Genomic DNA, 3,755 nt, shown 5'->3' with positions numbered 1-3,755 from the left:
TGTAACTTTGTCATATGAATTTTGAAAACCTAAAGTTACAAAAACTCTAGGAAATAGCAAAGGCCGAGCTTGGGAAAGTTCGACCTTTGTGCATAAAACGAGGGTGTGCCTATTTTGACACACCCTCGTTATTTATTAAATCAACGAAGCTGTTATTCCTTTCCACAGAGAGTCATCCGGAACCGATGCCACTATTTCTACCGGCTCTTTAGAGACCGGATGAATAAATTGGGCTTTGCGTGCATGAAGACTAATCCCGCCATCCTTATTGGATCGTTCAGAACCGTACTTTAAATCGCCTTTAATAGGACAACCCATTTTAGCCAGCTGACACCGTATCTGATGATGTCTGCCAGTTTTAAGGTCGACTTCCAGCAAGTAGTAATTATCCGATCGTGCGAGCAGCTTATAATGTAAGATAGCCTTTTTGGAATTGGGCTTTTCTTCCGTATAAGCATAGCTTTTGTTTTGCTTTTCGTTCCTTACCAACCAATGTTCCAACGTACCCTCTTCTGTAGGGGGACTATTTTTCACAATGGCCCAATAGGTCTTTTTAATATCCCCGGTACGAAACATCTCGTTTAAACGGGCAAGCGCCTTACTGGTCTTGGCAAACAATACCAATCCCGAAACCGGACGATCCAGGCGATGTGCCACACCAACAAAAACATTTCCCGGTTTGGCATACTTCTCCTTCAACCAAGCCTTTAATATCTCCGAAAGTGGAGTATCACCGGTTTTATCGCCTTGAACAATCTCCCTGCAGGTCTTATTTACAGCAATCAGATGATTATCTTCGTAGATAACTTCCATATTACATATTCATTCCACCACAAACATGGATCACCTGACCACTTACGTAAGAAGATAAGTCGGATGCCAGGAAGGTCGCAACATTAGCCACATCTTCCGGAGTACCGCCACGACGAAGCGGAATATTTTTTGCCCATTCGGCCTTTACCTCTTCAGTAAGCACAGCGGTCATCTCCGTAATGATAAATCCCGGAGCGATACAATTGGCACGGATTCCTCGAGAACCTACCTCTTTGGCAATACTCTTGGCCAAACCGATCATACCAGCTTTAGAGGCCGAATAATTACACTGTCCGGCATTTCCGGAAACACCCACAACAGAGCTCATATTAATAATGCTGCCACTTTTTTGTTTCATCATTACAGGAGTGATGGCATGTACAAAGTTGAAAGCCGACTTCAGGTTTACGTTAATAACCATATCCCATTGTTGCTCTGTCATACGCATCATCAAACCGTCACGAGTAATACCGGCATTGTTAACCAACACATCTACACGTCCGAAATCTTTAACAATCTGGTCAACCACATTGTGCGTATCTTCATAATTGGCAGCGTTAGAAGCATAAGCCTTCACTTTAACGCCCATAGCCGCTATCTCTTTTTCTGTTGCCAGAGCATTGTCGTCAACAGCCAAATCTGTAAAAGCAACGGAAGCACCTTCTGCTGCAAACTTTAATGCAATCGCCTTACCGATACCACGGGCAGCTCCAGTTACGATAGCTACTTTTCCTTCCAATAATTTCATATCATTTATATTTATATGTTTAACACTTTATCAAACAAGAACCGGCAGAATAACCTCCACCAAAAACAGTAAGCACAATCAGATCTCCTTCTTTATAAATTGAATCATTTTGCGCAAACACCAATGCAGAGCTTACCGAACCGGTATTTCCCAACTCTTCGATATTTGAAAGAATTTTCTCTTCCGGAATCTCCAGCTGACGCGCTATATTAGACATGATACGCATATTGGCCTGATGTCCTATAAAATAGGTAAGATCGTTCACCGTATAGCCATTCCTATCTAAAAGATAGAGCGCATTTTTGGGCATGTAGGTACAAGCTTGAATGAACACATCCTTTCCGTGGAGCATCGAGATTCCACCATCGCAGGGACGGAGCATCACCCCTTCGGGTCCGTTACTGATATGTCCCAATCCTTCGGTATATATTTCCAAAATTTTAGGTTCCTTACCGGTAACAGGCTCTTTAGAAATAAAAAAAGCTGCAGCGGCATCACCCCACAGATGTCCGGCTTTGGGATCATGCTCATTGCTGTAAGCCGAATTTTTATCGCCCGATATAATCAACGCTTTCGTTGCTTTTCCCATTGCGAAATATCCTTCCACCACTTCCAACGCATTTACAAAAGAAGAACAGGCAGACGAAAGATACAATGCTTTCGCATTTTGTATGTTGTATTTCTGCTGTGCCACATGAGCTGCTGTTGCCACTGTATCGTAGGGAGAATAGGATGCTGATATAATGAGATCGACTCCCGTGATATCATAGGGTAATTTTGGCAAAGCATTTTCAATGGCTTCTAGGCCCATGGTCGTAACATTCTCTTCAGGTTTTGCCTTCGATCTTGTAACTATACCCGTACGTTGAAATATCCACTCACTTGTCAATCCGTTAACCTTATAAAAATATGAATTATCCACCCTCTCTTCGGGCACATAAAACCCTGTTGCATTAATAAACATGTTTTCTAATTTTTCTTTATCTTGATTCCGTTGAATATCAAATTCATCACATTGTCTTTTCTTTGCAGACGCTGTGATACATTGTCGCCCATCAATCCTCTGATATAGGGTACTTCCAGACCTTTAAAAGCATGATGCAGTACAACTGCAGTAATATGTGTATCCGGCATCTCAAAAATTCCCTGAGCTACACCTTCTTTAAGAATCCCTTCTATTATTTCTGTTTCACGGATGTCAAAATTCTTCCGGACCTTCTCCACTCTCCAGATGTCACGAAAGAATGTGGCCTTAAGCGTTCCATTACGGAATACCAAAGCCTTAATAGCATCCAGGCGTGTATAAATAAAGGTGATAATCTTTTCATCCGCCGGAATATCTTTACTGGCTACGCTTAGCAGCGTTTTATGCAATGAATCCAACTCGGACTCAACCACAGCCATATAAATCTCATTTTTGCTCTTAAAATAGGTGTATAGCGTACGCCTTCCCTTGCGGGAAGCCTGTGCAATATCATTCATGGTTGTATTATCCACCCCAGAGCGAGCAAACAATTGTCTGGCCACATCCACTAACATGTCACGTGTTTTTGAAACTGTAATAGGCATCGTATTGCACATTTTGATTGAAACTGTGCGCAAAGTACTCAAAAAAGATTGTATCTACCAAGTATATTAAAAAAAAGTTGCAATTAATTTGTTTTATAAAGATTATTCCCTACCTTTGCACCCGTTATCAAATAACAAACATATATCGCGGAGTGGAGCAGTGGTAGCTCGTTGGGCTCATAACCCAAAGGTCGTAAGTTCGAGTCTTGCCTCCGCAACAATAGAAAAAGGTCCTTCATAAATTTGAAGGACCTTTTTTTGTATCTGCTGCAAAGCTATGCTCACCCCCGTCCATAATCAACACAACCAGTTTAACTATTTTACAAAAATATCCTTCACTTTTTATTTATTATTGCATTCATCCGGCGTAAACAATTATCAATCTCAGCAAAAGTTATATAGCACCAACTATTTACAAAACAGCAGTAAACTTTTCTTTTCATAACTACAATCTATTTTTTTCATCGTTATACACTATTCGTTTGACATATGTTCAACGCAAGGTATACAGCTGTCTACTTTGCATTCAACATATGACAAACGCAAAGGACACAGCTGACAAACGAATAGTTCTTCGTATTGAAAAAAATAAAAGTATTAAATGAAAAAAGCACTGCTTCCTATT

Annotated in this window: 4 protein-coding genes and 1 tRNA gene; 1 reads left to right on the top strand and 4 read right to left on the bottom strand. The window is 40.8% G+C overall.

The window, feature by feature from the left end; translation table 11 throughout:
* Nucleotides 1-135: 135 nt before the first annotated feature.
* From AB7E53_RS10475 to AB7E53_RS10460, 4 genes are read right to left on the bottom strand one after another with little or no spacing between them, the layout of a single operon-like run.
* Complete coding sequence (locus AB7E53_RS10475; RefSeq protein WP_079683475.1) at nucleotides 136-813, bottom strand: RluA family pseudouridine synthase; 678 nt, start codon at nucleotides 811-813, stop codon at nucleotides 136-138.
* 1 nt (nucleotide 814) lies between these two features.
* Nucleotides 815-1,561 carry a 3-oxoacyl-[acyl-carrier-protein] reductase gene (fabG, locus tag AB7E53_RS10470; RefSeq protein WP_068180702.1) on the bottom strand — a complete coding sequence of 249 codons (747 nt, stop codon included), beginning with the start codon at nucleotides 1,559-1,561 and terminating at the stop codon, nucleotides 815-817.
* 19 nt (nucleotides 1,562-1,580) lie between these two features.
* A complete protein-coding gene (locus AB7E53_RS10465) occupies nucleotides 1,581-2,525 on the bottom strand; it encodes a 3-oxoacyl-ACP synthase III family protein (protein ID WP_446775550.1) in 945 nt (314 codons plus the stop codon).
* A 5-nt stretch (nucleotides 2,526-2,530) separates the two neighbouring features.
* Nucleotides 2,531-3,130: a TetR/AcrR family transcriptional regulator gene (locus AB7E53_RS10460; protein ID WP_068180696.1), complete on the bottom strand. Its 600-nt coding sequence runs from the start codon at nucleotides 3,128-3,130 to the stop codon at nucleotides 2,531-2,533.
* Between the two features lie 146 nt (nucleotides 3,131-3,276).
* On the opposite strand from AB7E53_RS10460, the gene AB7E53_RS10455 reads away from it, so the two are divergent.
* Nucleotides 3,277-3,348: transfer RNA gene (locus AB7E53_RS10455), tRNA-Met, on the top strand.
* Nucleotides 3,349-3,755: the final 407 nt, after the last annotated feature.

The sequence above is a fragment of the Macellibacteroides sp. genome, from assembly GCF_050251695.1.
GTDB classification, from domain to species: Bacteria; Bacteroidota; Bacteroidia; order Bacteroidales; family Tannerellaceae; genus Macellibacteroides; species Macellibacteroides fermentans.
Note: the sequence above shows the minus strand (reverse complement) of the source record. Positions and strands in the feature narration are given on the sequence as shown.